Origin of the sequence: Devosia ureilytica (assembly GCF_024273195.1) — a bacterium.
Classification (GTDB): Bacteria; Pseudomonadota; Alphaproteobacteria; order Rhizobiales; family Devosiaceae; genus Devosia; species Devosia ureilytica.
Window position 1 is genome coordinate 144,425 of the sequence record NZ_JAMZCU010000002.1, and the last position, 24,555, is coordinate 168,979.

General features: G+C 63.5%; 26 protein-coding genes and 1 tRNA gene. 12 read left to right on the forward strand and 15 right to left on the reverse strand.

Annotated features, from left to right (window positions below):
- Positions 1 to 51 precede the first annotated feature (51 nt).
- Positions 52 to 1,350 (forward strand): hypothetical protein, encoded by a 1,299-nt coding sequence (locus NIM87_RS04605; RefSeq protein ID WP_254673464.1) that lies wholly within the window; start codon positions 52 to 54, stop codon positions 1,348 to 1,350.
- Positions 1,351 to 1,434: 84 nt separating this feature from the next.
- Here NIM87_RS04605 and NIM87_RS04610 read toward each other — a convergent pair whose 3' ends face one another.
- From NIM87_RS04610 to sdhC, 6 genes are all read right to left on the reverse strand, one after another.
- Positions 1,435 to 2,217, reverse strand: a complete 783-nt coding sequence (locus tag NIM87_RS04610; protein ID WP_254673465.1) for a succinate dehydrogenase iron-sulfur subunit — start codon at positions 2,215 to 2,217, stop codon at positions 1,435 to 1,437.
- 63 nt (positions 2,218 to 2,280) lie between these two features.
- Positions 2,281 to 2,571, reverse strand: a complete 291-nt coding sequence (locus NIM87_RS04615) for a hypothetical protein (protein ID WP_254673466.1) — start codon at positions 2,569 to 2,571, stop codon at positions 2,281 to 2,283.
- 50 nt (positions 2,572 to 2,621) lie between these two features.
- Positions 2,622 to 2,933, reverse strand: coding sequence for a hypothetical protein (locus NIM87_RS04620; RefSeq protein WP_254673467.1), 312 nt, complete (start codon positions 2,931 to 2,933; stop codon positions 2,622 to 2,624).
- 228 nt (positions 2,934 to 3,161) lie between these two features.
- Positions 3,162 to 4,973, reverse strand: a complete 1,812-nt coding sequence (gene sdhA, locus NIM87_RS04625; protein ID WP_254673468.1) for a succinate dehydrogenase flavoprotein subunit — start codon at positions 4,971 to 4,973, stop codon at positions 3,162 to 3,164.
- Between the two features lie 5 nt (positions 4,974 to 4,978).
- Complete coding sequence (gene sdhD / locus NIM87_RS04630) at positions 4,979 to 5,371, reverse strand: succinate dehydrogenase, hydrophobic membrane anchor protein (protein ID WP_254673469.1); 393 nt, start codon at positions 5,369 to 5,371, stop codon at positions 4,979 to 4,981.
- A gap of 1 nt (position 5,372) precedes the next feature.
- The gene (sdhC, locus tag NIM87_RS04635; RefSeq protein WP_254673470.1) at positions 5,373 to 5,759 is read right to left on the reverse strand and encodes a succinate dehydrogenase, cytochrome b556 subunit; all 387 of its coding nucleotides are present in this window, start codon (positions 5,757 to 5,759) and stop codon (positions 5,373 to 5,375) included.
- 285 nt (positions 5,760 to 6,044) lie between these two features.
- Between sdhC and NIM87_RS04640 the strand changes: the two genes are divergently transcribed.
- Positions 6,045 to 8,075, forward strand: coding sequence for a methyl-accepting chemotaxis protein (locus tag NIM87_RS04640; protein ID WP_254673471.1), 2,031 nt, complete (start codon positions 6,045 to 6,047; stop codon positions 8,073 to 8,075).
- Positions 8,076 to 8,168: 93 nt separating this feature from the next.
- Positions 8,169 to 8,759 carry an NUDIX domain-containing protein gene (locus NIM87_RS04645; RefSeq protein WP_254673472.1) on the forward strand — a complete coding sequence of 197 codons (591 nt, stop codon included), beginning with the start codon at positions 8,169 to 8,171 and terminating at the stop codon, positions 8,757 to 8,759.
- Positions 8,760 to 8,801: 42 nt separating this feature from the next.
- Here NIM87_RS04645 and NIM87_RS04650 read toward each other — a convergent pair whose 3' ends face one another.
- The gene (locus tag NIM87_RS04650) at positions 8,802 to 9,008 is read right to left on the reverse strand and encodes a DUF1737 domain-containing protein (RefSeq protein ID WP_254673473.1); all 207 of its coding nucleotides are present in this window, start codon (positions 9,006 to 9,008) and stop codon (positions 8,802 to 8,804) included.
- 72 nt (positions 9,009 to 9,080) lie between these two features.
- On the opposite strand from NIM87_RS04650, the gene NIM87_RS04655 reads away from it, so the two are divergent.
- The 3 genes from NIM87_RS04655 (at position 9,081) to NIM87_RS04665 (ending at position 10,838) form a co-directional block, all read left to right on the forward strand.
- Positions 9,081 to 9,719: a carbonic anhydrase gene (locus NIM87_RS04655; RefSeq protein ID WP_254673474.1), complete on the forward strand. Its 639-nt coding sequence runs from the start codon at positions 9,081 to 9,083 to the stop codon at positions 9,717 to 9,719.
- A 362-nt stretch (positions 9,720 to 10,081) separates the two neighbouring features.
- Positions 10,082 to 10,333: an EF-hand domain-containing protein gene (locus tag NIM87_RS04660; protein WP_254673475.1), complete on the forward strand. Its 252-nt coding sequence runs from the start codon at positions 10,082 to 10,084 to the stop codon at positions 10,331 to 10,333.
- 166 nt (positions 10,334 to 10,499) lie between these two features.
- A complete protein-coding gene (locus NIM87_RS04665) occupies positions 10,500 to 10,838 on the forward strand; it encodes an EF-hand domain-containing protein (RefSeq protein ID WP_254673476.1) in 339 nt (112 codons plus the stop codon).
- A gap of 68 nt (positions 10,839 to 10,906) precedes the next feature.
- Here NIM87_RS04665 and NIM87_RS04670 read toward each other — a convergent pair whose 3' ends face one another.
- Positions 10,907 to 11,788: an EamA family transporter gene (locus NIM87_RS04670; RefSeq protein ID WP_254673477.1), complete on the reverse strand. Its 882-nt coding sequence runs from the start codon at positions 11,786 to 11,788 to the stop codon at positions 10,907 to 10,909.
- A 188-nt stretch (positions 11,789 to 11,976) separates the two neighbouring features.
- Positions 11,977 to 13,020, reverse strand: coding sequence for an aspartate-semialdehyde dehydrogenase (locus NIM87_RS04675; protein WP_254673478.1), 1,044 nt, complete (start codon positions 13,018 to 13,020; stop codon positions 11,977 to 11,979).
- Positions 13,021 to 13,449: 429 nt separating this feature from the next.
- Here NIM87_RS04675 and NIM87_RS04680 point away from each other — a divergent pair, with 429 nt between their 5' ends.
- The gene (locus NIM87_RS04680) at positions 13,450 to 14,640 is read left to right on the forward strand and encodes a BaiN/RdsA family NAD(P)/FAD-dependent oxidoreductase (RefSeq protein WP_254673479.1); all 1,191 of its coding nucleotides are present in this window, start codon (positions 13,450 to 13,452) and stop codon (positions 14,638 to 14,640) included.
- 202 nt (positions 14,641 to 14,842) lie between these two features.
- Here NIM87_RS04680 and NIM87_RS04685 read toward each other — a convergent pair whose 3' ends face one another.
- The gene (locus NIM87_RS04685) at positions 14,843 to 15,403 is read right to left on the reverse strand and encodes an acyloxyacyl hydrolase (protein ID WP_254673480.1); all 561 of its coding nucleotides are present in this window, start codon (positions 15,401 to 15,403) and stop codon (positions 14,843 to 14,845) included.
- Between the two features lie 221 nt (positions 15,404 to 15,624).
- On the opposite strand from NIM87_RS04685, the gene NIM87_RS04690 reads away from it, so the two are divergent.
- Positions 15,625 to 16,665, forward strand: a complete 1,041-nt coding sequence (locus NIM87_RS04690; protein ID WP_254673481.1) for an LLM class flavin-dependent oxidoreductase — start codon at positions 15,625 to 15,627, stop codon at positions 16,663 to 16,665.
- 57 nt (positions 16,666 to 16,722) lie between these two features.
- Positions 16,723 to 17,916, forward strand: a complete 1,194-nt coding sequence (locus NIM87_RS04695; RefSeq protein ID WP_254673482.1) for a GGDEF domain-containing protein — start codon at positions 16,723 to 16,725, stop codon at positions 17,914 to 17,916.
- Here NIM87_RS04695 and NIM87_RS04700 read toward each other — a convergent pair whose 3' ends face one another.
- From NIM87_RS04700 to NIM87_RS04710, 3 genes are all read right to left on the reverse strand, one after another.
- The gene (locus NIM87_RS04700; RefSeq protein ID WP_254673483.1) at positions 17,917 to 18,195 is read right to left on the reverse strand and encodes a hypothetical protein; all 279 of its coding nucleotides are present in this window, start codon (positions 18,193 to 18,195) and stop codon (positions 17,917 to 17,919) included.
- Between the two features lie 124 nt (positions 18,196 to 18,319).
- On the reverse strand, positions 18,320 to 19,138 hold the full coding sequence (locus NIM87_RS04705) for a COG3904 family protein (protein ID WP_254673484.1): 819 nt from the start codon (positions 19,136 to 19,138) through the stop codon (positions 18,320 to 18,322).
- A 172-nt stretch (positions 19,139 to 19,310) separates the two neighbouring features.
- Positions 19,311 to 20,648 carry a hypothetical protein gene (locus tag NIM87_RS04710; RefSeq protein WP_254673485.1) on the reverse strand — a complete coding sequence of 446 codons (1,338 nt, stop codon included), beginning with the start codon at positions 20,646 to 20,648 and terminating at the stop codon, positions 19,311 to 19,313.
- 186 nt (positions 20,649 to 20,834) lie between these two features.
- Between NIM87_RS04710 and NIM87_RS04715 the strand changes: the two genes are divergently transcribed.
- Entirely contained in the window at positions 20,835 to 21,839 is a 1,005-nt protein-coding gene (locus NIM87_RS04715; RefSeq protein ID WP_254673486.1) for a Gfo/Idh/MocA family protein, read from the forward strand.
- A gap of 93 nt (positions 21,840 to 21,932) precedes the next feature.
- Here NIM87_RS04715 and NIM87_RS04720 read toward each other — a convergent pair whose 3' ends face one another.
- Positions 21,933 to 22,514, reverse strand: coding sequence for a TetR/AcrR family transcriptional regulator (locus NIM87_RS04720; RefSeq protein ID WP_254673487.1), 582 nt, complete (start codon positions 22,512 to 22,514; stop codon positions 21,933 to 21,935).
- A gap of 74 nt (positions 22,515 to 22,588) precedes the next feature.
- Here NIM87_RS04720 and NIM87_RS04725 point away from each other — a divergent pair, with 74 nt between their 5' ends.
- Both NIM87_RS04725 and NIM87_RS04730 read left to right on the forward strand, forming a co-directional pair.
- The gene (locus NIM87_RS04725; protein WP_254673488.1) at positions 22,589 to 23,617 is read left to right on the forward strand and encodes an SDR family oxidoreductase; all 1,029 of its coding nucleotides are present in this window, start codon (positions 22,589 to 22,591) and stop codon (positions 23,615 to 23,617) included.
- 86 nt (positions 23,618 to 23,703) lie between these two features.
- Positions 23,704 to 23,779 (forward strand) — tRNA-Ala (locus NIM87_RS04730).
- A gap of 4 nt (positions 23,780 to 23,783) precedes the next feature.
- On the opposite strand, the gene NIM87_RS04735 is transcribed toward NIM87_RS04730, so the two are convergent.
- Positions 23,784 to 24,554, reverse strand: a complete 771-nt coding sequence (locus tag NIM87_RS04735) for a FadR/GntR family transcriptional regulator (protein WP_254673489.1) — start codon at positions 24,552 to 24,554, stop codon at positions 23,784 to 23,786.
- Between the last annotated feature and the right edge of the window lies 1 nt (position 24,555).

Genomic DNA, 24,555 nt, shown 5'->3' on the forward strand with positions numbered 1-24,555 from the left:
TGTAAGGTGGTGACCGCGTGGGGCGACATCCAAGTTGAGGGAGAACAAGAGATGCGTGCATTCAACAGGCGGCTGGGTGCAACCGGCCTGGTCCTGATCCTGGCGGCGGGCCTGACCATGCCGGCATTCGCTCAGGACAGCGCTGCGGTGGATTTTGGCGACGACACTTCCGAGTGGGCCAATGACGGCGAATGCGATGATCCGCGTTTCACCGGCGCGAGCATGGCGGCCGAACTGGAGGATGTTGACATCAGCCACGACGCCACCGATTGCCGCACAGCTTTTGAAGCGGGCAACATCACCCTGGCCGAAAGTGCAACCACGGAAGCAACGCCGCCGGTTGCGGCGGCCCCTTCTACCGAGATCGACTTCGGCGACGACACCTCCAATTGGGCCAATGATGGCGAGTGCGATGATCCACGCTTTGCCGGCGCCACCATGGCCGCCGAGCTGGAAGACATCGACACCGCCCGCGACGCCACCGATTGCCGTACCGCCTACGAGGCCGGTACAATCACCCTTGTGGGCGACAGCGACCCGTCAACCCTTGCGGACATCGACTTTGGCGATGACACCTCCGAATGGGCCAAGGACCAGGAATGCGATGACCCACGCTTTGCCGGGTCCGCCATGGCCAGCGAGCTTGAGGATGCCAATATCATGCGCGACGCCAGCGATTGTCGCCAGGCCTTCGAGGACGGCACGATCTCCCTGGCCCAGGACAGCCCACAAGATCCCGGAATAAGCACGGTTTCAAGCTCGGTTCTCCAAGCCCTCGCCGCACGCATTGACTTTGGTGACGACAGCGGCGGCTGGCCCAATGACAATGAATGCGATGATCCCGATTTCGTCGGCCCGGGCGTGGCCTCGGATCCTTCTGATACTGATCGGCTCAAGGACGCCAGCGATTGTCGCGCCGCTTTCCTTGCCGGCGAGGCCTCGCTCAAGTCGGCCTCCGACCTGGGTGGCGTCTTCGACTATGGCGGCGACACCTCCGAATGGGCCAATGACGGGCAGTGCGATGATTGGCGCTTTACCGGCGCGGGCATGGCCAAGAAGCTCTCCAGCGTTGATGTCATGGGCGATGCCAGCGACTGCCAAGCCCTTGAATCGACGGGCGAAATTTCGATCAAGCCAGTCTATCTGCCCGAGCACATTCTGGGCGCGCCCTATGATGCTTCCGGCGTTTATTTCGGTGACAATTCATCGTCTTACGCCAATGACAACATCTGCGACGACCCGCGTTTCGAGGGCCCCGGCTCCGCCACGACCTTGCTCGATAGTGATCTTGAGAAGGACGCAGTGGACTGCCAGGCACTTTACGAACAGGGCAAGATCACCCTGCGCTAACGCCGGGACCGGGTCCAGGGTCTCAAAAGTGAACGGCGGAATCGAGGTTCCGCCGTTCTATCGTTTCCCGCGATTGTGGACCGATCAGGCGGCCTTGCGCTCCACCATCATCTTCTTGATCTGCGCGATGGCCTTGGCCGGGTTCAGCCCCTTGGGGCAGACCTTGGTGCAGTTCATGATAGTGTGGCAGCGGTAGAGCTTGAACGGGTCCTCGAGATTGTCGAGGCGCTCGGTCTGGGTCTCGTCGCGGCTGTCGATCAGCCAGCGATAGGCCTGCAGCAGCGCCGCCGGACCCAGGTACTTTTCGCCATTCCACCAATAGGACGGGCACGAGGTCGAGCAGCAGGCGCAAAGGATACACTCATAGAGCCCGTCGAGCTTGGCGCGGCTTTCCACCGACTGCGTCCATTCCTTGGCCGGGGTGGGCGAAGTGGTCTTGAGCCAGGGCTCGATGGCCCGATGCTGGGCGTAGAAATTGGTGAGGTCCGGCACCAGATCCTTGACCACCGGCATATGCGGCAGCGGATAGATCTTGATCGGCCCGGCGCTCTCGTCCATGCCCTTGGTGCAGGCCAGCGTATTGAGCCCGTTGATATTCATCGAGCACGAGCCACAGATGCCCTCGCGACAGCTTCGGCGCAGCGTCAGGGTCGGGTCGGTCCGGTTCTTGATATAGAGCAGGGCATCAAGCACCATCGGGCCGCAATCGTCGAGATCGACGAAATAGGTGTCGATGCGCGGATTATCGGCCTTGTCCGGGTCATAGCGATAGATGTGGAACTCGCGCAGGCGGGTGGCGCCTTCCGGCTTGGGCCAGGTCTTGCCCTTTTGCGGCTGGTCGGCCTTGCGCAAAGTCAGTTCGGCCATGTTTCGCTCTTTCCTTCTCAACATCGGGGCCTGCAGCCCCAAGGCAATTGTGTTCTCGCCCGATCAATAGTCCGGCTTGCAGACCTGGTTCGATTTGGCGACGTAGGTATTGTAGGCGTCATAGTCCCCGGCGGCGGGCGACCCGCCCTTCATCGAGGCAATGACCACGCCCATGAAGCGCTCGTCGATCAGGCTCATCGCCGCGTCCGCCTTGCAGCCGCACAGCGTGGCATTTTGGGCAATGCCCATGCACACCTGGTAAAACTCGTCCTTCTGGGCCGCTGTCGGCGCAGCGGCCAGCACGGGGGCGGCGCTTGCTGCAAGGACACTCAGAACAACAACAAGTCTGCGCATGATCGGCTCCGGGATGAGGCCGGGCGGTTATCCCGTCCGGCCGATGAATATCAGCTCTTGAGCGCGCAGCTCGGGCCGGCGGCCCAGACAAAGCCATGCACCTTGACGATATCGTCAAGGCCCAGCCCCGCCGCTGCCCGCGTTGCCGGCTCATTGGCGAATTTATTGTCGAGGATGGAGACGAGATAGGCCTGCTGGCCGGCGCTCAGTTTCATCGAATCAGCCTCGATGCACGCAACAGTCTCGTCGGAATAAATGGTCCACTTGTCGTATGCATCGCCGACCGGGCCCGCAAAAGCGGGCAGCGCGGCGGATGCGCAAAGCACGGCTGCAAGAAAGGTAGTCGAAATCACGGTCTTCATATGGGTATCTCCCAAGCCTTGATTGACGGTCCAAACTAACGTGGCGGACTTTTGTCCGTCCCCGGCACCCTATCACTCTGGTTGCTGCCAGAAAGCTCGATTTCCATTGCCGGACTGGCGCTGGCTGACTGTTGCGTACCGCCTTTGGGCGGAACCAGCGCCGCCGGGGCATGGGCCCGAAACCCGTCGTAACTGCGCTCTTCGCAAAGGTGGCACATCGCTTCTGTCCTAGTAGACGCGCGCCTTGGGCGCGATCTTCTTGAGGTCAATGCCCCCCTGGTCCTGCGGCGTCAGCGGGTCAACAATCACCGGGCGATAGCTCAGCGCCACACTGCCCGTATCGACATTGACGCTCGCCAGCGTGTGCTTGCGCCATTCCTGGTCGTCGCGATTGGGGAAATCCTCATGCGCATGGGCGCCGCGGCTTTCATGCCGCGCCTCTGCGGACACCACCGTGGCGATGGCGCAGGTCATCAGGTTTTCAAGCTCGAGCGTTTCCACCAGATCCGAATTCCAGATCAGCGAGCGGTCGGTGACCTTGACGTCGGGCAGGCGCTTGTAGATTTCGCTCATCGCCTTGACGCCATTCTTGAGCGAGGCATCGGTGCGGAACACCGCCGCTTCGGCCTGCATGGTCTGCTGCATCTCGTCACGCAGCTTGGCGGTCGGCTGGGAGCCGTTGGCGTTACGAAGCCGATCGAAGCGGGCCAGGATCTTTGCATCCTGGGCCGCATTGATGCCGGGCACCGGCGCAGCCTTGTCCATCACCTTGCCGGCGCGCAGCGCTGCCGCACGGCCGAACACCACAAGGTCGGTCAGCGAATTGGAACCCAGGCGATTGGCGCCATGCACCGAGGCACAGGCCGCTTCGCCCACAGCCATCAGGCCCGGCACGATGCGGGTCGGATCCTCGGCGGTCGGGTTCAGCACTTCGCCATGATAATTGGCGGGGATGCCGCCCATATTATAGTGCACCGTCGGCAGCACCGGGATCGGCTCGCGCGTCAGGTCCACACCGGCGAAAATCTTGGCGCTCTCGGTAATGCCCGGCAGGCGCTCATGCAGCACTTTGGGGTCAAGGTGATCCAGGTGCAGGTAGATATGATCCTTCTTGGGACCAACGCCGCGCCCCTCGCGAATTTCAAGCGTCATGCAGCGGCTGACCACGTCGCGCGAGGCCAGGTCCTTGGCATTGGGGGCATAGCGCTCCATGAAGCGCTCGCCTTCCGAATTGGTCAGATACCCGCCTTCGCCGCGCGCACCCTCGGTGATGAGAACGCCTGCGCCATAAATGCCGGTGGGGTGGAACTGCACAAATTCCATATCCTGGAGCGGCAGGCCGGCGCGCGCCACCATGCCATTGCCGTCGCCCGTGCAGGTATGGGCCGAAGTGGCCGAGAAATAGGATCGGCCATAGCCACCTGTGGCCAGCACCACCATTTTGGCACGGAAACGGTGCAGCGTGCCGTCGTCAAGCTTCCAGGCGATGACGCCCTGGCATTCGCCGTTCTCGCCCATGATCAGGTCGAGGGCGAAGTATTCGATATAGAACTGGGCGTTGTTGCGCAGGCTCTGGCCATAAAGCGTATGCAGGATCGCGTGGCCGGTGCGGTCGGCCGCGGCGCAGGTGCGCTGCACCGGCGGGCCATCGCCAAATTCGGTCATATGGCCGCCAAAGGGGCGCTGGTAGATCTTGCCCTCATTGGTGCGGCTGAACGGCACGCCATAGTGCTCCAGCTCATAGATCGCCGCCGGGGCCTCGCGTGCCAGATATTCCATGGCGTCATTGTCACCCAACCAGTCCGACCCCTTGACGGTGTCGTACATGTGCCACTGCCAGCTGTCGGGACCCATGTTCTGGAGCGAAGCGGCAATGCCGCCCTGCGCTGCAACAGTATGGCTGCGGGTCGGGAACACCTTGGTGATGCAGGCGGTGTTGAACCCCTGCTCGGCCATGCCCAGGGTGGCGCGCAGACCAGCGCCACCGGCGCCGACAACCACCACGTCGAATTCGTGGTCGATCAGTTCGTATTCAGCCATCTTGATCAACCCCAGAAGACGATTTTCAGAACCGCGCCGGCACCGGCGAGGGCAATGAGAAGACAGAACAATGTGTTGAGCAGCATGGCGAGCCGATAGACCGAGCCGTGCATATAGTCCTCAAGCGTATCGCGCATGCCATTGCGCATATGCACGGCGACGACACCGATCAGCACGGCGAACGGCACGCCCACCCACCAGGCGCCGAGCACGCCGACAATATCCGCACGGTCCTGCCCGGCCAGCCGCACCACGATGAACAGCAGGAAGCCGAGGAACACGATATTGATCGCGCCGGTTACACGCTGGGTGATGAAATGGCGGGTCGAGGCCTTGGCGTTTCCATAGTGAGACGTGGGATTGGCAATCATGTCCTTGGTGATCACGGTATCGCGCATATCAGACCATCCACACGAACAGGGTCCAGATCAGAAGGGTGATGACGACCGAAGCGGCCAGATTGGCCCAGGCGAGCGCCTCGCGCTGGCCCGGCTCCATCATCACGGCAAAATCCCACACGAAGTGCCGGAGCCCCCCGAGCATGTGGTGCGCAAGGCTCCAGGTGAAGCCGAACAGCACCAGCTGGCCGAACCAGCTGCCATAGATAAAATTGACGCTGGTCAGCGCATCCTGCCCAAAGGCGGCGGCGCCCAGCCAGATCACCAGCAGCGCCATGCCGGCATAATTGGCGATGCCGGTTGCGCGATGGATGATCGACATGGCCATGGTGATGGTCCAGCGATAGATCTGCAGATGGGGAGATGTGGGGCGGGCTCTGACCGACATGGGGCTATCCGGGGCCTTTCCTGATGCGGCGTGGTGCCACGTCCAGTTTGGAATGGTTCGAGTCTTTAGCGCCCAATGGTTACGAAATCAAAGCCCCCGGGCGCTACGGGCCTCGAACTTTCGGCGCATTCCGCACTTTGTTCGTATAGCGCACAGACTGTTCGGGTGGCGACAGGTCGTGGGGGCCATCAGCGCCCACGAACGCGGCTTCATGCGCAAATATTGAGCATAGTAAACAAAAATTAGCTTCCTCCGCCGAAGTTATGATTCGTACGGAGATTTACCATGAAGCGCCTTTCCAGCGTCAAAGCCCGCATTTACGCCGCCTTCGCCGGCGTTGCAGCCATCATCCTGGTGGTGGCCGCCACGGCCATCGGCATGATGTATTCAGCCGAAACCCTGTTTGCCCAATACCGGCAGGCGGCGCGGCAATCGCTGGAAATCAACGACTATGTGCGCGACGTTGAAACGCTGCGCCAGGATTTCGCCGACTACCTGCAGGCACCCGATGCCCGCAAGGGCGCCCGCGTCCGCGAAATGATCCTCGATGTCGGCACGACCGACGCCGACGGCATGGCGTTTTTCCTGCACGATCCGGTTTCGCTCGAAGCCATCGAAACGGTCACTCTGCAATCCCAGCAGTATGACGCCGCCTTCACCAAGCTGATGGCAGCCATCGCTGCCGGCACGGCCGCCGATTCCGCTCCCGAAACTGCCGAGATCCGCGCCCTGGGCCTGAGCATGAGCGAACTCTATAACGCCATGAGCGACCGCGCCAAGCAAACCCAGAACGCGCTTGGTCCGCAGATCGTCGATCAGCAGCGCCTTCAGTTCTATATCATCGCAACGGTCGGCCTGATCGGTCTCATCGCCGGCATCGCCCTGGCTGCCATCACCGCTCGCTGGCTGGGCAGCGCCATTGTCGGGCTGACGGCGACCATGCGCGCCCTTTCGCAGGGCAATTATGACGTGGCCATCGCCGGCACCGACGTCCGCAACGAACTGGGCGACATGGCAAGGGCCCTCGAGACCTTCCGCGACAATGGCCGCCAGGTGGCGCAGGCCGAAGTCGAAAAACTGGCCCGCGATTCCAGCGCCCAGGCCCGGGCCGAACTGATGGCGCGCTTCCAGGCCGCCTTCGACACCGTCATTGCCGGCGCCATGAAGGGCGATTTCTCGGCCCGCCTCGATCCCAATCAGGGCGACCCCGAAATCGACCGCATCGCCGACAACCTCAACGCCATGCTGGTCTCGGTCGAGACGGCGCTGGGCGAAGCCGAAACCGTATTGGGCGCCATGGCACAGGCCGACCTGCGCGAGCGCATGCGCGGCAATTATGCCGGGGCCTTCGACCGCCTCAAGACCTCCACCAATAATGTGGCCGACAAGCTGGCCGAAATGGTGGGCGAATTGCGTCAGACCTCGCGCGCCCTCAAGACTGCGACCGCTGAAATTCTTGCCGGGGCCAACGACCTTTCGGAACGCACCACCCGCCAGGCGGCAACCATCGAAGAAACGTCGGCGGCCATGGAGCAGATGGCCTCGACGGTTGCGCTCAACGCCGAACGCGCCAAAACCGCCAGCGGCAGCACTGACAAGGTGACCCGTGTGGTCGAGGCCAGCAGCGCCGTCATGGACGAGGCGACCAGCGCCATGACCGCCATCGAGACCTCCTCGGCCAAGATTTCCAACATCATCGGGCTGATCGACGATATCGCCTTCCAGACCAATCTGCTGGCGCTCAATGCTTCGGTGGAAGCGGCGCGGGCCGGTGAAGCGGGCAAGGGCTTTGCCGTGGTGGCCGTGGAAGTGCGGCGCCTGGCCCAAAGCGCCGCGCAGGCCTCCTCCGAGGTCAAGGTGCTGATCGAGCAGAGTGCCAGCGAAGTGCGCAATGGCACAAAGCTTGTCTCCGACGTCGCCGGGCGCCTGGGTGAAATCATCGAGGGTGTCCGCCAGACCGCCTCGGTCATGGAAACCATTGCCAGCGATAGCCAGGCCCAGGCCTCGGGCTTTAGCGAGGTCAATGTCGCCGTCCGCCAGATGGACGAGATGACCCAGCACAATGCCGCCCTGGTCGAACAGATGAATGCCTCCATCGAGCAGACTGAAAGCCAGGCCGGCACACTCGACACCATTGTCGAAACCTTCACCCTGGCCGACCAGCAAGCCGCCGCAGCCTCGCGTCCGGCCCGCTCGGCCAGGACGCCCGTTCAGGCGCCGGCCGAGCCGGGCGCCCGCGCCCTGATGGGCAAGGTGAAAAAAGCCGCCAAGGCCTATTTCGGCGGGGCGGCAGCCGAAGACTGGAACGAGTTCTAGCGCCGGCCCCACCGATCACGCAGCCTTTGCTGGGCGGCCCTTTCCCTCAGGGCCGCTCCGGTCTATGTCCGGGCCCAGCACAAAGGGGCCAGCATGACGGACCGCATAAAAATCGTCGCCACCAGCATTCTGGCGGACAATTGGGGACGATTGACCAAGACCACGCTCGACTACCGCCGTGCGAATGGCAACGTGCAGCGCCTGGACCGCGAGGTCTATGACCATGGCAATGCGGCCGCCATGCTGCTGCACGATCCGGCGCGCGACACGGTGCTCCTGGTGCGTCAGTTCCGCTATCCGCTCATGCTCAATGGCGACAAGCCCGACCTGCTCGAAGTCTGCGCCGGCCTCCTCGATGACGACCCACCGGCCGAAGCGGCCGCGCGCGAGGCATTCGAGGAAACCGGACACGCTGCCCGCGCCATCCGCCACATCTGCGACGCCTATATGAGCCCGGGCTCGCTCACCGAAAAGGTCAGCCTGTTCCTGGGTGAATATGACGAGACCACCCTGCGCCATGCCGGCGGCGGCATCGTGGACGAGGGCGAGGAGATCGAGCTGGTGGAACTCGGCTTTGACGCCGCATTCGCCATGATCGGCGATGGCCGCATCACCGACGCCAAGACCATCATCCTGCTCCAGCACCTGGCGCTTGAGAAGGTCGGGCTCGCCACGCCAGCATAGCTGCCGCGGCCTTCTCACCTGCTGCGCAGAGCGCCATCGAAGTCAGTAGTCGACGAGCTTCTTGTCGGGGTCGTAGGGCTGGTCCTTGACCGTTCGCGTCACCGCCTGCCCGCAGCGCATCTTCTTGCTCACCGCGTCATAGGCATAGGTCGGCGCCCCATGCAGTTGCCAACCCTCGGAAAGGGCCTTGGTGACCTTGTGGCAGAAGGCGCTGTCGTCCTCGCCGGAGAGGAAGCGATAGATCAGCATGCATATCCCCCATGTGCCGGCGCGCAACGCCGGTGATTGATCTTGTCGCGTCTTACAGCTAATCGACATGACATGCACAGTTTTCCTCAGCATCTCCTCGATGGCCACGCCAATTTCATGTCCGGGCGCTATTCCCGGGAGAAAGAGCGCATTCGCGATCTGGCAGAGGCCGGCCAGACCCCCTCGACCCTGATCATCGCCTGCTGCGACAGCCGCGCGGCCCCCGAGATGATTTTCGACGCCGGGCCGGGCGAACTGTTCGTATTGCGCAACGTCGCCAACCTGGTGCCGACCTACCAGCCCGATGGCGGCCAGCACGGCACCTCGGCGGCCATCGAATTTGCCATCAAGGGCCTGGGCATTTCCAATATCGTGGTGATGGGCCACGGCCGCTGCGGCGGCATCCAGGCGGCGCTCGATCCCAATAGCAAGCCGCTTGATAGCGGTGATTTCATCGGCAAATGGATGAGCATGCTGGGCGGCCTGCCCGCCCAATTGGGCCAGAACGACCTGATGACCCCGGCGGAGCGGCAGACGGCGCTGGAGCGCATCTCCATTCGCAACTCCATCCGCAACCTGCGGACCTTCCCTTATGTCGCGGCGCTGGAAACCGACGGCAAGCTGGCGGTCCATGGCGCCTGGTTCGATATTTCCAATGGCGAACTCTGGGTCATGGACGTCCATGGCGACTTCATTCGCCCCGCGCTCTAGGGCCGCCTGACAATCCTTTTGCGGCTCCAGCCGGCCGATCCGGTTCTGATCACTATCCCGTGATCACTCGTCCCGCTTTTGGCCGCAAATTTGTACCGGGCCGGCCGCAATCGTGATCACTAAAACGCGATCAATTCTTGGGCCAACGCGGCCCGTGAACCGGTGTGATTTGCAACCACCCGGATCGCAAGGGCTTCGAGGCGCCCGGAAAACGCCGCGACATTGGTCCAGCCGCGCCCATCTGTGGGCCATCACCAGCCACATTCCCCGGTGATCTTCTGGTCACGGGCCGCCACAGAGCGACCCGTCGGCAGCGGCACGTGCCGCTTCTGTTTCCTCCCAAGTCAACATGGAGAAACCCCATGAAGAAGATCGTCCTGACCAGCCTGTTCGCTCTTGGTCTGTCTGGTGCCGCAATGGCCCAGGCCGCTACCGACTTTGCCTCGGTCGATACCGATGTCAACGGTGGCGTTTCGCTGGTCGAGGCCCAGGTGGCGTGGCCGGATCTGACCGAAGAGGCCTTCACCGCCGCCGACACCGACGGCAATGGTGAGCTTTCGGCTGAGGAATACGACGCCTTTGTCGCCGCGTCCGAAGCCCCGGCTGCTCAGTAAGCCAGCTTTCTGCCCCTCAGATCCCGGCCTTTTGGGTCCCTAGCCCGACAAGGCCTGGCTCAACTCCCCCTGGGGGCAGACCAGCCAGCCACCCCACTCCCCCGGGGTGGCTGCGGCCTGTTTCATCACCAATCGGGGTGAAGACACCCCACACGAAAGTTATTCCATGCGTAAATTTGCCCTGGGCCTAGTCGCCCTTTCGCTGGCCGCCGCTCCCGCTCTGGCCCAGACCCCGATGACCTTTGCCGATGTCGATACCGACGCCAGCGGCGAGCTCAGCTTCCTCGAACTGCAGGCCGTCTGGCCGGACCTGACCGAGGACGAATTCAACGCTGTCGATCTCGACCTGAGTGGCGGCCTCAATGCCGACGAGCTCAATGCCCTCCAGCCCAGCACCATGCCGGCCCCCATGGGTGATGCCATGTCCGTGCCGACGCCCCTGGATGAGGCGGCACCAGCGCCAGCGCCCGACACCGGTGAATCGCTGCTCGACTCCAGTGATTGATCCGTCCTGGCCGCTCCCACGCCGGGGGCGGCTCCCGCCGGGAACGCTCAGAGACGGGGCGAAATGGCCTAGTCGAAGCGGATCGGCGGCTCGCTTTTTCTGGCCTTGCGCAGCGTGACGATCAGCCCGCAAATCACCAGGAGAGCGCCAAAAACCTCGATCCGGGTGATCAGCTCCCCCAGCACCAGATAGCCCGACGCCAGCCCGGTGATCGGCACGAGCAGGGTGAACGGCGCGACCACCGACGCCGGATGCCGTCCCAGGAGCCAGCTCCAGATGCCGCCGCCCAAAAGCGTCGCCGGATAGGCCAGAAAGGCGATGAGCCCCGCATCGCTCCATGAGAATTGTGTCAATGCCATGGATATGGCCGGCCAGCCCTCGGTCAGCAGCGACAGGCCCAAGAGAGGCAAGGGTGCCGCCAGCGCGCCCCAGACGGTGAACGAGACAGCGTTGACCTTGCCGGCCTTCTTGGTCAGCACATTGGCCAGCCCCCAGCTGATCGCCGCCAGAATCACCAGCCCGAGCGGCAGCAGACTGGTCATTTCCAATCGCTCCGAGGCGATCACGGCGATGCCGCCAAAGGCGATGGCGGCCCCGATCACCTGATAACGGCTGGGCCGTTCGCCCAGCAGCACAAAGGCCATCACCATGGTGAAAAAGGCCTGGGTTTGCAGCACCAGCGAGCTGAGGCCCGCCGGCATGCCCCAGGCCAGCCCCAGGTTGAGAAACCCATAGAGCGCCACGCCAAGGGAAAGCCCGAAGGCGATCACGATCCAGGCCGGCGCCTTGGGTGGGCGCACGAACAGCACCGCCGGAAACGCCGCCGCGGCAAAGCGCAGTGCCGCCGCCAGAATAGGCGGCATGGCTTCCACGCTCAGTTTGATGACGACAAAATTAAAGCCCCAGATGGCAACGACCAGAAGGGCAAGAAGGATGTGGCGGAGCGGCATGCACGAAACTTTCAAGCGGCCGCCTTGCGGCGCCGGATGCCTTGTTCCTCTCCCTCGCGGGGAGAGGTGGCTCGGCACAGCCGAACCGATGAGGGGGACGTCACCACAAAGCTGGTGCCTGTGGAAGCATCCCCCTCATCCGGCGCTACGCGCCACCTTCTCCCCGAGAGGGAGAAGAAGAGGCAGGATCAGGCCGCCAGGGTGCGGGCCTTGAAACCCTTTTCGATCAACGTCTCGGCGATCTGCACCGTGTTGAGCGCTGCGCCCTTGCGCAAATTGTCGCTGACTACCCAGAGCACGAGGCCATTTTCCACTGTCGTGTCCTCGCGAATACGCGACACGAAGGTGTCGTATTCGCCCACGCATTCCACCGGAGTCGCGTAGCCACCGGGCTCACGCTTGTCGAGCACCGAGATGCCGGGCGCTTCGCGCAGGATATCGCGTGCCTCGTCGGCCGAAATCGGATTGGCGAATTCGAGATTGACCGCCTCGGAATGGCCCACGAACACCGGCACGCGCACCGCCGTGCAGGTCACCTTGATCTTGGGATCGAGGATCTTCTTGGTTTCGGCCAGCACCTTCCACTCTTCCTTGGTGTAGCCGTCTTCCATGAACACATCGATATGCGGGATGACGTTGAAGGCGATCTGCTTGGGGAACTTGCCCGGGGTCGGGCTGTCATTGACGAAAATGCCCTTGGTCTGGTTCCAGAGCTCGTCGACGCCTTCCTTGCCCGCACCCGACACCGACTGATAGGTCGAGACCACCGCGCGGGTGATCTTGGCCGCATCGTGCAGCGGCTTGAGCGCCACCACCAGCTGGGCCGTCGAGCAATTGGGATTGGCAATGATATTGGTGCGCTTGGGGTCGGCCAGCCAGCGATCGAGCACATGCCCGTTCACTTCCGGCACAATCAGCGGCACATCCGAATGGTAGCGCCAATAGGACGAGTTATCGATGACCACGACGCCGGCTGCTGCGATGCGGGGCGCCCATTCCTTGGAAATCGAACCGCCCGCAGACATGATGGCGAAGTCGACCTGGGAAAAATCGAAATGCTGCAGGTCCCGGCACTTGAGGATCTTATCGCCATAGGACAACTCCCGCCCGATGGACTTGGAAGAGGCCAGCGCAAAGACCTCGTCGGCCGGGAACTTGCGTTCGGCCAGAATGTTGAGAACTTCGCGGCCCACATTGCCTGTGGCCCCGACGACAGCGACGCGATAACCCATTTTGGAACTCCGGTCCGTTACCATTTCCGCCCCCGCGCGATGGGCTGGCCATCGCGGTCTTGCTTTTGAGCCTCTCCCCGTCGGGAGAGCGACCCGGGGAAAAGCGTCAGGCGGTTTTGGTGGTTTTGGTGGACGTGGTCATGGCCAGCATGCCCCCGGCGAGAAGCCGGGTGGTGGCAAGAGCGGCGATAAAGCTGCGGTGGCGGTGCATGACGAAACTTCGCTTCCTACAAAAAGCAGGAGTTCTCATACTCCCATATAGGAATTAGTCAATGAGGTGCATTCACCGCTCGCACTCATAGCCCCCCGCCCATCCTCTGACTTGATCCGGGCACCACTTGCAGCGCATACCGCATGCAGATGAGCCCCCGATCAAATCCGGGTCGGCGCGGTGTCCAGGTCCGCTCTGGACCACCAGAAGGAAAACAAATGCCCGATTTTGACGTGATCGTTCTGGGAGCCGGCGCCGCCGGCATGATGGCCGGCATTGAGGCCGGCAAGCGCGGGCGCAAGGTTCTCGTGGTCGATCATGCCCGCGACCCCGGCGAAAAGATCCGCATTTCCGGCGGCGGGCGCTGCAATTTCACCAATGTGAACGCCACCCATCAGCTGGGCCGCGAGCGCTTCCTGTCCAGCAATCCGCGTTTCGCCCTCTCCGCGCTCTCGCGCTACACCCCCGAAATGTTCATCGCCCGCGTGCAAAAGCAGGGCATAGCCTTTCACGAAAAGACCCTCGGGCAGCTGTTCTGCGATGGCCCGGCCACCCAGATCGTCACCATGCTGACCAATGACCTGCGGGCCGCCGGCGCCGCCATCTGGACCGGGCGGACACTGGGCAGCATCGAAAAGACCGCAGACGGTTTCGACGTCATGGTCGGGGATGGGCGCGTCACCTGTTCGAGCCTTGTGGTCGCCACCGGCGGCAAATCCATTCCCAAGATGGGCGCCACCGGCTTTGCCTATGAAATCGCCCGCCAGTTCGGCCTCAAGGTGACCGACACCCGGCCCGCCCTGGTGCCGCTCACCTTCGAGCCCCGCGCCCTTGAGCAACTCACGCCTCTGGCCGGGGTTTCGACCAATGCCGTGGTCAGCCACGGCAAGACCCGTTTTGAGGAAGCCCTGCTGTTTACCCATCGCGGCCTCTCCGGCCCGGCGATCCTGCAGATCTCATCCTATTGGCGCGAAGGCGACGCCATCAGCGTCGATCTGCTGCCCGGCGAGGATGCACTGGAGTTCTTCCGCGCCGCACGCAAGGCGACGCCGCGCCTGCACCTGCAGACGGTTCTGGCCGAAAAGCTGCCCAAGCGCCTTGCCCAATTGGTCGGTGACCTCATCGACCAGCCCGGCATGATCGGCGATTTCTCGGACAAGAAGCTGACAGCCGCCGCCGAGCATGTGGCACGCTGGAGCCTCAAGCCGGTGGGTTCGGAAGGCTATCGCACCGCCGAGGTGACCTTGGGGGGCATCGACACCACCGGGCTCGAGGCCAAGACCCTTGTGGCCCGCGACGTGCCCGGGCTGTTCTTTGTTGGCGAAGCGGTCGATGTCACCGGCTGGCTGGGCGGCTACAATTTCCAGTGGGCCTGGGCATCGGGCTGGGCCGCCGGCCAGGCGGCCTGAGGCTTCGCCTGTGGCGCAAGGGCCCGCTTTCCGTGCGCGGCCCACCCCACCCTCAAGCCCTCCCCATCAAGCGGAGGGAGGCGCAAGGCCGAGTGGCAGTTTCCACCATCTTCCTCCCTGAGGGAAGAAGGATCAAGCGCGGGGCTTCAGGCAATTGGACGAGCGAGGGAGCGAAGGCGCGCGTTCTGTTGGCAGGAGACGTCTAGAACGTCCAGCCGAAGCGGATGCCCATATTGGTCATCCCGCGATTATCGGCGCACAAATTTGCATTCGACGCGTGTTCGATCGTCGCCATGATCGAGGCGTTCTCGTTGACCATGACGCCAACACTGGCCGATTCGCGGAACAGCACCGAACAGCCCAGGTTGCGCGCCGGGGCCGCCGCGCCCAGAGCCGCGCCATTGTGAACCGCACCGCCAAAGCTGGCTTCGACAAAGACCGGGCTATCAAACACCGGCACCGTCCAGCTGACGCCGCCATAGACCATGCTTTCCAGCCCGCCGAAATTGACCGTGGCGCCCAGATGCGGCCGTACCACGCCCCAGCTCACCCATTGGGTCAGGCTCGGCACCTCAAACAGCATCTCGACATTGAGGTCCTGCACGCGGGAGGTGTTGAACACGCCAAAAAACGCGCCGGGCTCATCGACGCTATGCGCAAAGACGCCGCCGCGCACTTCGGATATGCCGAAATCCTGCGCCTGCGCCCCTTGTGCCAGCACCGTCGCGCCGAGGAGCGCCAGCGCCCAAACCGTCTTTTGCATCCGCGCCATCACATCCAACCCCATGCCATTGGCGCATCTAGCATGCACCGGCCCCCACTTGGTCAAGTCTAATTCTTGCGTCGCCTCACCAACATAGGCCGAACGCACCCGCGGTGTTGCACGCCAGCACAGCTCCATCGTCAATGGGTCCTTAACGACCCGCCTGGCGCATAATTTAGCCGCCCGGACTTGACCTTTTGCCACTTCATCGTGATTTAACGATGAAATTCTTGTTCCCGAAAGCCATTGTCATGCCCGCACCCTTCGCCCTTTCGCTCCAGGATCTGGCCCCCATTGCCCAGGGCAGCTCCACCCCCGAAGCGCTGGCGGAAACCGTGCTGCTGGCCCAGGAAGCCGACCGGCTGGGCTATGAGCGCTTGTGGTATGCAGAGCACCACGGCATGCCCTCCATTGCCTCATCCGTGCCCGAAATCCTGATCGGCAGCGCGGCGGCGGCTACCAGGGACATCCGCATCGGTTCGGGCGGCGTCATGCTGCTCAACCACGCGCCGCTCCGCATTGCCGAGGCCTATCGCACCCTTGCGGCCCTCCATCCGGGCCGCATCGACCTTGGTATCGGCCGGGCCCCAGGTGGCGATGGCTATGCCATGCGTGCCTTGCGAAGCGGCGGCGGCGAGGAGTTTTCGGCCTATCTGGCCGAGCTGATGGCCTTTGACGAAGCGAGTTTTCCGCCCGACCACCCCTATGCGCGCGTGCCGGTCTCGCCCGGCGGCGTATCCCTGCCGCCCAAATGGCTCCTCGGCTCCTCCGGCGCCAGTGCCCAGGCCGCCGGCCAGCTCGGCTTTGGCTATGCCTTTGCCGCCCATTTCAGCCACACCCCGGCAGCACCCGCCTTTGCCGCTTATCGCCAGGCCTTTCAGCCCTCGGCCGACTTTCCCGAACCCAAGACCATTCTCTGCCTCTCCGCCATCTGCGCACCCAGCGAGGAAGAGGCCAAATATCTCGCCACCTCACAGGCGGTGAGCTGGGCGCTGTTTGTCACCGGCGAACAGCGCCATCTGATGCCGCCCGATGAGGCCGCTGCCCGCGTTCTTTCGCCGCAGCAGCAACAGGTCATCGAGCACCAGTCGAGCCTGTGGCTGGTCGGAAGCCCCGAACAAATGGCTGAGACCATCAGCGAAAAGGCCAAGGCTGCCGGGGCCGACGAGGTGATGATCACCACCACCATCCATTCCTATGCCCTGCGCCGACGCTCCTTTGCGCTGCTGGCAGATGCCCTGGGAATCCCGCCCCGCCATTAACGTCTCGTTTTGCCGTGGCGGCTAGGATCGGGCGCATCTGAAGAACGGACCGGTTCCATGAGCGCCGCAGCCTATGTGCTCGCCATCAACCTTTTTGTCGCCGGCATTTTTGCCACCGCGTTTGGTGTCGTGGCGGCCTATCAGCGCTCGGCCATGGGCGCCCGCTGGCTGGCAATTGCCTATAGCTTTGGCGTCTTCAATGTGGTGCTCGAATTCATCCTCCCCTTCCAGGAGGATCACCGGCTGGTCAGCTTCGGCATTTTCGCCGCGTTTCTTTTCGCGGTTGCCTTGTGCGTGGTCGGGCTCGCACACCACTACCGGCTCCAACCGCCCTGGCGCATCCTCGCTGCGGTGGTGATCGCATCGCTCTTGGTCAACATTGCCATCCTGGACATGGAGCGGGCCAGTTTCACCCGCAATATGCTGTACCAGGCGCCCTATGCCCTGGTGCAGATCATTGCCATGGGCGTGGTCCTCGCCAATCGACGCAAGCGGACCCTCGATATGGCGCTTCTGGCCCTGTTCGTGCTCTCGGCCCTGCATTTCCTGGCCAAGCCGTTTCTCGCCATGGCCATCGGTTCCGGCGCCGCACCACAGGGCTATATGGCCTCCAATTATGCTGCCGTCTCGCAGACGTTGGGCGCCGTGCTGCTCATCGCCAATGGCTTGATGATGCTGCTGGTCATCATGCGCGACGTGATGGCCGATATGACGGCCCGCTCCGAAACCGACACACTCTCGCAATTGCTCAACCGGCGCGGCTTTGAGGATCGGGGTGGCAAGGCCCTGGCGCTAGCGGCCCGTTCGGGCGTGCCCGCGGTAATGATCGTGGCCGACCTTGATCACTTCAAGCAGATCAACGATCGCTTTGGCCATGCGGTGGGCGATCAGGTCATCGCCAGTTTTGCCGCCGTGATGCGCGACAGTGCGCCCGCCTATGCCGTACTCGGCCGACTGGGCGGCGAAGAATTTGCCGCCTTCCTGCCCGGTGCCAACCTGACCACCGGCAAGCTTTATGCCGAGACGGTTCGCAATGTTTTCCGCTCGCTTGATGTCGATACAAGTGAGCCGGCCACCGCGTCCTTCGGTGTTGCCCAGCTCATGCCCTTTGACCCATTGTCCGAACTGCTGCGCCGCGCGGACGCTGCGCTCTACCAGGCCAAGACCAGTGGCCGCGACTGCGTACGCCTTGCCATGAGCGCCCCGGCACACCCGCTTTCATCGGGCCGCCGGGGGTCGTCAGAGCAGTAATCAGTTCATGACCTGACGGGACACCAGCGCACAATCGCCGGTTGGATCGACCCGCAGCGCCAATTGCTGCCTGTCCAGTTCAGCCAGCCAGGCCGTCCAGGAACACGGGCTCATTCCCAAGTCCTCGCGGCCCTCCGCATTATGGGAAAACCGCAGCTTGAGCTGGGCCCGTTCATCACCGAACCGGTTCCGAACCCGGGCAATGGCCGGGCGTCCCCGCCGATCATTGACCCAGTTCTGGATATCGCGATGCCGGGTCAGCAAATGGGATTGCGTCATTTTGGCCTCCTCGCCTCTGGTTGCGTTTCCAGCAAAGTCGCAACGCTTCGCTTTTTGAAAAACGCGACTTTTTCTCACCATCTGGAAAAACGGGCCGGTCCTCCGCCGGTTCCGTTTCCCCCGATCAACTATCCAACCACTCGGTGACGAGCCGATAACGCTCCATCTCCTCGGGCGAAAAATAATAGAGCCTGTCCGGCGGTGTCTCGAGTGCATGCAGCCACAAGGCCGCATCCACCCCCGCCTCACCCAGATAGCGCGTGATCAGCGCCGTAACATTCTGCGCATCGGCCATCGCCACGCCCGCTACGCTGAGCGCATCCACCGGTGAAGCGCTCAGCGCCGCCGCGTAGATCTGATGCACCCCGATGGCCGCATCGCGCCCCGCAAGCCGCTCCGCCCCCGAGGCAAAGATGAGGGGGCAGGAGGAGGCACATAGCTGGCCGTCCCGCACCTGGGTCGACAGGCCTTTTTCAAGAATCAGCCGCCCGATTTCCAGCGCATCGTCCACCGACCCGCCGGGGGAATCCAGCAGCACGGTTGACACATATTCGCCGCGGGCGGCGATCTCGTCGGCAAAGCGTTGCGCCGCGCCCGGATCAATGGTCCCGGTCAGCTGCAAGGTGCCATTGCTGCCCAGTTCGATCCGCAGCGGTTCATCGAGAATTTCGGGGGCTGTGGTCAATGCGGGGCGTGCCCGCCCGCCACCATCCTCGGTGGTCGCCGGCGGCAGGATGGGCTGGGGCGTATAGGTCAGTGCTGCGGAGGCATTGGCACTGAGCTCCCGATAATCGACATAGAGCACCCCGATCGTGCCAGCCAGCAGCGCGAAAAAGGCAAAGCGCAAAATCGAGCCATCCTCGATCCGCGCCAGCGCCGCAACCGCATGCCGATAAAACGGCCCTTCATCGGTATGGGTCCTGGCATTGGCATCGGATTTCATGCGGATTGCCTCGCCGGAGTGCCTTTATTGGACCGGCAGCCTTGCTCCGCCACAGGCGGCACGGCGACGATGAACGCCGGCCGCTCGGCCCTGCGCATCCCTCCCCATGATGGGGAGGGTATGAGGGTGGGGTGGGCTGCGCGCACGAGGGTGCGTCCTGTCAAACTAGCTTTCATGCCGGACGCGGTCCGTCGCCGCGCTTGCGCTGCGCCGCGTCAATCGGGGTTACCGTCCCGTCCTCGGCGACGGTCTTTTCCTCGGAGGCAGGCTTTTCATGGTCATCAATTGCCGGGCCAAGCGCCGCCGCAGCCTCAGCCGCGCCCTCTGCCTCCATGCGCCGGTAGAGCGCCATGGCCCGCAGCATCTCGGCGGCGGTGATCGTCTCGGCCTCCTTGAGCGTCTCCGCCTCACGCCGCATGGCATCGTTGACAATCATCAACACCAGCACCAGCACCACCGGCAACAGGTCGATGGAAATCGCCCCGGCCCAGGAGGGAATGAAATCGCTCCAATAGCGAATGACCGCCTCGGCCGATGACAGGGGCACGAAGCGGCGCTGCTCGACACTGGGCGAGGCCAGGATTTCATCCGCCGCCGCCACCAGCGCCATGGATTGCGCATCGACCGAGGAGCGCACCGTCTCCATCACCTGGTTCTGCCGCACCGCCAGGTCACCCACCCGGCCATCGGCCACCGGGGCAATGAACCCGGCCGAGAGATCGGTCGCGGCGCGCTTCACCGACGCGGCAATATCGGTCTGTTCCAGCGCCGCAATCACCGCCGAAAGCTGCACCGCCTCGGCCTGAAAGGCGTCTGCGCGCGGCTCGATCTGGCCCGGCGTCGACACCAGCTCACGCATTGTGGCGAGGCGGTCCGAACCGTCCGCAAACAGCGCCGCCGCCTCTTCGCGCGAGCCCGAAATGGTTCCGGCCAATTGCGTCATCTGGGTGCTCATCTGGCTGAGCAATTGCACGACGCTCCCCGAGCCCTGCGTGCCGGTCAGCGCCCCACTCTCGCGTTCGTCCTGCGCCAGGGCGGCAAACCGCGCCGCGGCGCGCTCGACGTCTGGAAGCAGGCTCTGGCTCGCCAGGGCATTGGCATGGGCATTGTCGAGGTCTTCGGCATAGCCCTGCAGCGTCACCGCCATATGCTGTTCCAGTGCCGCCGACCCGGCCAGCGCCGCCGCATTGAGCCAGGAGCTCATCGCCACGATCATGACGCAGCCGATCAGCATGGTGGCAAAAAGGGATAGGCGCTGCACGCCGCTGATCACCAGCGGAATAAAGCGCATCATATAGGTCCAGAAGGCATAGATCGCGACTGACACTGCGGCCGAATAGATGATGGCGGCAAAGAACACGAAACTGGCCGACCCATCGAGCAGTCCGCGCACCCCCAGATAGGTATAGACACCCGAGGCCAGCGCCAGCACCGCCAGGGCGAAACGACTCATGGTTTCAACGCCGCGCGCGGTTTCGTGCAGGCGAAAGGCATTCGGCTTGAGCTGCATGATGTGCCCCGGAAAGCATGGCCCGCCACCGGGCCTTAACGGCACGTTAACACAGTCAAATCGGCAGAACCGAGGCAGCATGTGGCAGGGTTAACGGGCTGGCGATGACATCTGGGTGAACACCCTCTTGCGCCGACACGCCCCGCAGGGCTACCCAAACAGCCAAGCGTTAGGAGGGAACACGCCATGACATCGCCAAAAATCCGCTGGGGCATTCTGTCCACTGCCAATATCGGCATGCAGAAGGTCACCCCCGCCATCCAGAAGTCCCCCAGCTCGGTGGTGTCCGCCATTGCCTCGCGTGATGGCGCCAAGGCGCGCGCCGCCGCCGACCGGCTGGGCATCGAAAAGGCCTATGGCTCCTACGAACAATTGTTCGCCGATCCCGATATCGACGCCATCTACAATCCCCTGCCCAATCACCTGCATGTACCCATGACGCTGGCCGCTGCCCGGGCGGGCAAGCATGTGCTGTGCGAAAAGCCCATAGCGCTCAGCGCCGCCGAGGCCGAGCAGCTGCGCGACATCCCCAAGGGCGTGGTCTTCATGGAAGCCTTCATGGTGCGCTTTCACCCGCAATGGCACCGCATGCGCGAGATCATCCGCTCGGGCGAGCTGGGCGATATCCGCTCCATCAATGCGGTTTTCACCTATACCAACCTCGACCCCAACAATGTGCGCAACCAGGCCGATATCGGCGGCGGGGGCATCATGGACATCGGTTGCTACCCGATCACGGCAGCCCGCTATTTCTTCGAGAGCGAGCCGAGCCGCGTCGTCTCTCTGGTTGAGCGCGACCCCAATTTCGGTACGGATCGCCTCGCCAGCGTGATGGCAGATTTCGGGGCCGGACGGCAGTTGAGCTTCACCTGCTCGACCCAGACAACGCCGCACCAGCGCGTGCAGATCTTCGGCACCAAGGCCAAGGCCGAGATCATCATTCCCTTCAATGCCCCAGCCGATGAGCGCACGGCCATCACCGTGGACATTGGCGCCGCCATCGATGGTTCGCTGGCCCGGCGCGAAATCCTGCCCGCCTGCGATCAATATACCGAACAGGCAGAGGCCTTCGCCCAGGCCGTGCTCGGCAAGGCCGCCCTGCCCTATGGCGTCGAAGATGCCATCGCCTCCATGCGGGTGATCGACGCGATCTTTGAAAGCGAAAAGACTGGCGCCTGGGCCAGTGTTTAGGCCGAACGGCTGGTTGCTCTCTGGCCATCGCGCTAAACGCGCGCCCTTTCCCTCCCCCTTGTGGGGAGGATAGCGACGCCGGGCCGACAGGCCCTAGCCAAGCTGGGGTGGGTGTGTGTTCACTTCCGGCCCCACCAGCCGCTCGGCCAGCAGCATGAGATCATCGCTCAGGCCCGAGGCGGCAATCCCCGCCTCGGCAACACCCTTGGCCGACGCCAGCAGCAGCGCGGCAAGGCGTTCGGGCTCGCCGACGCCGGCCCCTGCGAGAACGGCAGCCAGCTTTTCCGCGATTTTTCGATTGGACGCTGCAAAAAGTTCAGCCCCCGCATGGTGGGCCGCGAACAACTCATCCACATGCGCCGAGCCGGCCACCGCCGCCGAAATCACCCCGAACATGGCCGCCAGGGCCCGCCCGATCCGCTCGACAACCGGGCCTTCGGCCGCCAGCGCCGCATCGAAGGCGGCATGCTTGTCGGCGACCATTTGCTCCAAAAGTGCGCCGAAGACGGCATGCTTGTCGGCAAAATGGGCATAAAGCGTCGGCTTGGCGATCTGCGCTTCACGCGCCATCGCTTCCATGGTCGTGGCGCGCAAGCCATTGCGCAAAAACAACTTTCGCGCCGCGGCAAGGATGCGCTCCCGCTTCTCCGCCATGCGCCCGGCACCGTCCGCCACATTTTTCTCCGTTGCAGATATTGAACTAACTGAACGATATACGTATGTTTCGTTCAGTTCAAGGAGCGAGACCCATGTCCCAGCCTAAATCCGACACTGTTCTGCTCACCGGCATTTCCGGTTTCCTCGGCGGCCATGTCGCCCTGGCCCTGCTCAAGGCAGGTTACAATGTGCGCGGCAGTGTCCGCAATTTGAGCAAGGCCGGCAAGGTGCGCGAGACCCTGGCCCGTACCGGGGCCGACATCTCGCGGCTCGACTTTGTCCAACTGGATCTGACAGCGGATGCGGGCTGGGACGAGGCAATGCAGGGCGTGCGCTATCTCCAGCACACCGCCTCGCCTTTCGTGCTCAACATGCCCGAGGACCGGAACGAGCTGCTCGGCCCGGCCGTGCAAGGCACCGAGCGCGCCATCCGCGCCGCCCTTGCCGCCAATGTCGAGCGCATCGTCCTCACCTCCTCCATGGCCGCCATCGCCTATGGCCATGACAAGACCGACGCCCCACAATTTACCGCCGGCGACTGGACCAAGCTCGATGGCCGCCCCATCAATGCCTATGTGGAATCCAAGACCCGGGCCGAACGCCGCGCCTGGGAGATGATGGAGGCGGCCGGACGGCGCAACGACCTGGCCACCATCAATCCCAGCGGCATTTTTGGCCCCCTGCTCGACGAGGACCCGGGCACCTCGGCCATCATGGTCAAGCGCCTGCTCGATGGGTCGGTGCCGGCTGCTCCACGCATTCCGATCACAGTGATTGATGTGCGCGATGTCGCTGCCGCCCATGTCGCGGCCATGATCACACCCGAGGCGGGAGGCCAGCGCTTTCCCATGGCCGATGCGCCGCTCTACTTCATCGATGTGGCCCGGCTGCTGCGCGCGCACTTTCCCGCAAAGAAGATTCCGCGGCTCGAAATGCCGGATTGGGCCGTGCGCCTCTATGCGCTGTTCGACCGCGACGTGCGCGACAATCTGGGCGAACTGGGCTACGCCAAGCGCCTCGACGCCAGCCCGTCCATCGCCCTGCTCGGCCGCCCGCTGATCCCGACCCGCGACGCCCTGCTTGCCACCGCACAAAGCCTGGTCGAACACAAGCTCGTCTGACATCGGGGGGCGGCGCGGACATCATCATATCCACCCCCGCCCCACTTGCCCTTGCGCCCGATATTGTCCATATACCGCCGTGGTGAGGGGCTGTAGCTCAGTTGGGAGAGCGCGTCGTTCGCAATGACGAGGTCAGCGGTTCGATCCCGCTCAGCTCCACCAAACTCTACAAGTCTTTGGCTTCCATCCGCCCTGCGGCGCGGTCGAAGCCCTGCGAAATGGCGTCGCGCATGGCCAGGCGAGCCTCGGCAGGATCGCCGTCGCGGATGGCTTCGGCGATGCGGCGGTGGACGCCCACCGTGACGGCCAGCGCTTCAGGGTCGCTGACCGGCGAGGAAATCGTGAAGGCCGCTGTGAGCGCCATTTCCACGAGCGCACTGATCGAGGCCATGAAGGGATTGCCGGAAGCCTCGGCCACCGCCCTGTGAAATTCGAGGTCATGCCGGGCAAAGTCAGCCGGGGTCTCCGCCTCGGCCATGCGGTCAACCCAGCCGATCAGCTCGGCTGCCTGTTCGGCGCCGCACCGCTCGGCTGCCAGCGCCGCCGCTTCGATTTCGATGCCGATGCGCACCTCGGCAAGGCTTCTCAGGAACGACACATCGGGTCCAAGCTCGAAGAACCAGGCCAGCACATCGGCATCGAACAGGTTCCAGCGATTGCGCGGCAGCACCCGCGTGCCGATGCGCGCCCGCGCCTCGATCAGCCCCTTGGCCGCCAGGGTTTTGAGCGCCTCGCGCAGCACCGTGCGCGACACCCCGAACCGCTCCAGCAATTCGCTGTCCGAGGGCAGGATCGCGCCCTGCTCATAGGTGCCTGAGACAATGGCGAGGCCCAGCTCCCACAGCACATCGGAATGCAGGTTGCGCGCCGGACTGCGGCCCGAGAGCGAGGCAATGAGATCGCCCGAATGCCGCGCGCGTCCACCGGACCTGTCCATT

What these genes read in the sequence shown, in the direction of transcription:
- NIM87_RS04655 (WP_254673474.1), top strand. Translation starts at nt 9,081, where the DNA reads ATGCACAGTTTTCCTCAGCATCTCCTCGATGGCCACGCCAATTTCATG.
- NIM87_RS04665 (WP_254673476.1), top strand. Translation starts at nt 10,500, where the DNA reads ATGCGTAAATTTGCCCTGGGCCTAGTCGCCCTTTCGCTGGCCGCCGCT.
- NIM87_RS04700 (WP_254673483.1), bottom strand. Translation starts at nt 18,195, where the DNA reads ATGACGCAATCCCATTTGCTGACCCGGCATCGCGATATCCAGAACTGG.
- NIM87_RS04735 (WP_254673489.1), bottom strand. Translation starts at nt 24,554, where the DNA reads ATGGACAGGTCCGGTGGACGCGCGCGGCATTCGGGCGATCTCATTGCC.
- NIM87_RS04675 (WP_254673478.1), bottom strand. Translation starts at nt 13,020, where the DNA reads ATGGGTTATCGCGTCGCTGTCGTCGGGGCCACAGGCAATGTGGGCCGC.
- NIM87_RS04710 (WP_254673485.1), bottom strand. Translation starts at nt 20,648, where the DNA reads ATGCAGCTCAAGCCGAATGCCTTTCGCCTGCACGAAACCGCGCGCGGC.
- NIM87_RS04615 (WP_254673466.1), bottom strand. Translation starts at nt 2,571, where the DNA reads ATGCGCAGACTTGTTGTTGTTCTGAGTGTCCTTGCAGCAAGCGCCGCC.
- NIM87_RS04705 (WP_254673484.1), bottom strand. Translation starts at nt 19,138, where the DNA reads ATGAAATCCGATGCCAATGCCAGGACCCATACCGATGAAGGGCCGTTT.
- NIM87_RS04680 (WP_254673479.1), top strand. Translation starts at nt 13,450, where the DNA reads ATGCCCGATTTTGACGTGATCGTTCTGGGAGCCGGCGCCGCCGGCATG.
- sdhA (WP_254673468.1), bottom strand. Translation starts at nt 4,973, where the DNA reads ATGGCTGAATACGAACTGATCGACCACGAATTCGACGTGGTGGTTGTC.
- NIM87_RS04695 (WP_254673482.1), top strand. Translation starts at nt 16,723, where the DNA reads ATGAGCGCCGCAGCCTATGTGCTCGCCATCAACCTTTTTGTCGCCGGC.
- sdhD (WP_254673469.1), bottom strand. Translation starts at nt 5,371, where the DNA reads ATGCGCGATACCGTGATCACCAAGGACATGATTGCCAATCCCACGTCT.
- NIM87_RS04605 (WP_254673464.1), top strand. Translation starts at nt 52, where the DNA reads ATGCGTGCATTCAACAGGCGGCTGGGTGCAACCGGCCTGGTCCTGATC.
- NIM87_RS04640 (WP_254673471.1), top strand. Translation starts at nt 6,045, where the DNA reads ATGAAGCGCCTTTCCAGCGTCAAAGCCCGCATTTACGCCGCCTTCGCC.
- NIM87_RS04610 (WP_254673465.1), bottom strand. Translation starts at nt 2,217, where the DNA reads ATGGCCGAACTGACTTTGCGCAAGGCCGACCAGCCGCAAAAGGGCAAG.
- NIM87_RS04690 (WP_254673481.1), top strand. Translation starts at nt 15,625, where the DNA reads ATGAAATTCTTGTTCCCGAAAGCCATTGTCATGCCCGCACCCTTCGCC.
- NIM87_RS04685 (WP_254673480.1), bottom strand. Translation starts at nt 15,403, where the DNA reads ATGCAAAAGACGGTTTGGGCGCTGGCGCTCCTCGGCGCGACGGTGCTG.
- NIM87_RS04725 (WP_254673488.1), top strand. Translation starts at nt 22,589, where the DNA reads ATGTCCCAGCCTAAATCCGACACTGTTCTGCTCACCGGCATTTCCGGT.
- NIM87_RS04645 (WP_254673472.1), top strand. Translation starts at nt 8,169, where the DNA reads ATGACGGACCGCATAAAAATCGTCGCCACCAGCATTCTGGCGGACAAT.
- NIM87_RS04650 (WP_254673473.1), bottom strand. Translation starts at nt 9,008, where the DNA reads ATGCTGATCTATCGCTTCCTCTCCGGCGAGGACGACAGCGCCTTCTGC.
- NIM87_RS04670 (WP_254673477.1), bottom strand. Translation starts at nt 11,788, where the DNA reads ATGCCGCTCCGCCACATCCTTCTTGCCCTTCTGGTCGTTGCCATCTGG.
- sdhC (WP_254673470.1), bottom strand. Translation starts at nt 5,759, where the DNA reads ATGTCGGTCAGAGCCCGCCCCACATCTCCCCATCTGCAGATCTATCGC.
- NIM87_RS04660 (WP_254673475.1), top strand. Translation starts at nt 10,082, where the DNA reads ATGAAGAAGATCGTCCTGACCAGCCTGTTCGCTCTTGGTCTGTCTGGT.
- NIM87_RS04715 (WP_254673486.1), top strand. Translation starts at nt 20,835, where the DNA reads ATGACATCGCCAAAAATCCGCTGGGGCATTCTGTCCACTGCCAATATC.
- NIM87_RS04620 (WP_254673467.1), bottom strand. Translation starts at nt 2,933, where the DNA reads ATGAAGACCGTGATTTCGACTACCTTTCTTGCAGCCGTGCTTTGCGCA.